The 1313-nt window shown below is 43.3% G+C and carries 1 protein-coding gene and 1 pseudogene; both read right to left on the bottom strand.

Annotated elements, in window-relative coordinates:
- Positions 1-954, bottom strand: a 954-nt coding sequence (locus tag A3763_RS19595; RefSeq protein WP_068760374.1) for an iron-containing alcohol dehydrogenase, incomplete at its 3' end; no start/stop codon positions are given.
- Positions 955-1021: 67 nt separating this feature from the next.
- A pseudogene (locus tag A3763_RS28925) lies at positions 1022-1313 on the bottom strand (c-type cytochrome biogenesis protein CcmI); the annotation flags it as partial.

Below are 1313 nucleotides of genomic sequence, written 5' to 3'. Positions count from 1 at the left end.
GCCATGGGGTAGTTTGTACTTAGCACCTAATTGGTGGGCAAAAGCATGCACATACCCTAATCCGGCGATATTTATCGTTAAGCCTCCGTAGTACGAAGCCAGCGCCATCTTCTCTCGTGCTTTAGCATTGTTGCCACGTTTGTATACCTTCGGTAGGTTTTCAAAAATCATTTGAATACCTGAACGAGAATAATAGTCAGACTCTTCGTTTGCCATGCCGCTTAAATAAGATTCGACAAGGTGGGTTAAGGCATCCATCCCGGTTGCTGCAGTAATAGCAGGAGGAAGGCCCTTCATTAAATCAGGGTCTAGTGCCGCTACTAAAGGAACTATTTTTGTATCAATAACAAGTTCTTTTTTGTGGGTAATGCTGTCAGAAATAACGGCACCAATGGTTGCCTCAGAGCCAGTACCCGCAGTGGTGGGAATTGCAAAGAAAGGCGCAGAAGGTTTCTTGCCCTTTAAAATGCCAACCAGATCTCGAGGGCTCACTTCGTTACTTGCAGCTAAAGCAATAACTTTAGCAGCATCAATTGAAGAGCCACCACCAATAGCCATTACAGAATCACAGTTTTGCTGTCGATACTTACGGAGGCCACTTTCAACTACTGTGAAGGTAGGGTCAGGCTCTACTTCGGTAAATAGTGAATACTTCATCCCAGAAAGATTTAACTGTTCAAGTACTGGGTCGAGAAGGCCCGTATCGTAAAGTGCCTGGTCAGTAACAATCAAAAGTTTATTGAGGCCAAACTGAGAAACCGATTCACAAAGGTTGATTGATGCACCTTTGCTCATAAAGATCGTCGGTTTTGGAATGTTAAGTAAATAGGTAACGGCCTTAAGACCCGTTACATATCCCTTGCCTACTAATTGATTCTTGAAACGGGAGAGCTTCAATGTGTTGACAATTTTGGATTCCAATTCGTCGATTACCTTTGGCACTTTTATCGTCATACTTGCGCTCCTTAAGGTTATTTTTGTTTTTGAAGCTTGCCGTAATTACGCGCTTATTACTAAAACTTTATTTGACTAGCTCGCTAATGTTAATTTTTACTTGTTGCTCGGAACCTAACTCAACCAGTTCAGCTCGGCCTTCAAAATCGCCACTTGCTGCGCTAACTTGACCCGACTTGGAAACACGCGCAGTAACATTTACGAGCTTAGCATCGGAAAGCTTAGCTGCAGGACTCATTGCGTCAGCGTCACTCAAGTTAATTGTTAGAGGAAGCTCAGAAACAGTATGTCTACTTGCAGCAAGAGGCGGGCTAGCTTGATTCGCGTTTTCAGCGTTTTTTACAAATACAAACACGGTA

It is taken from the genome of Oleiphilus sp. HI0128 (genome assembly GCF_001635365.1).
The sequence above is the reverse complement of the archived record's forward strand: the minus strand, read 5'-3'. Positions and strand labels throughout refer to the sequence as shown.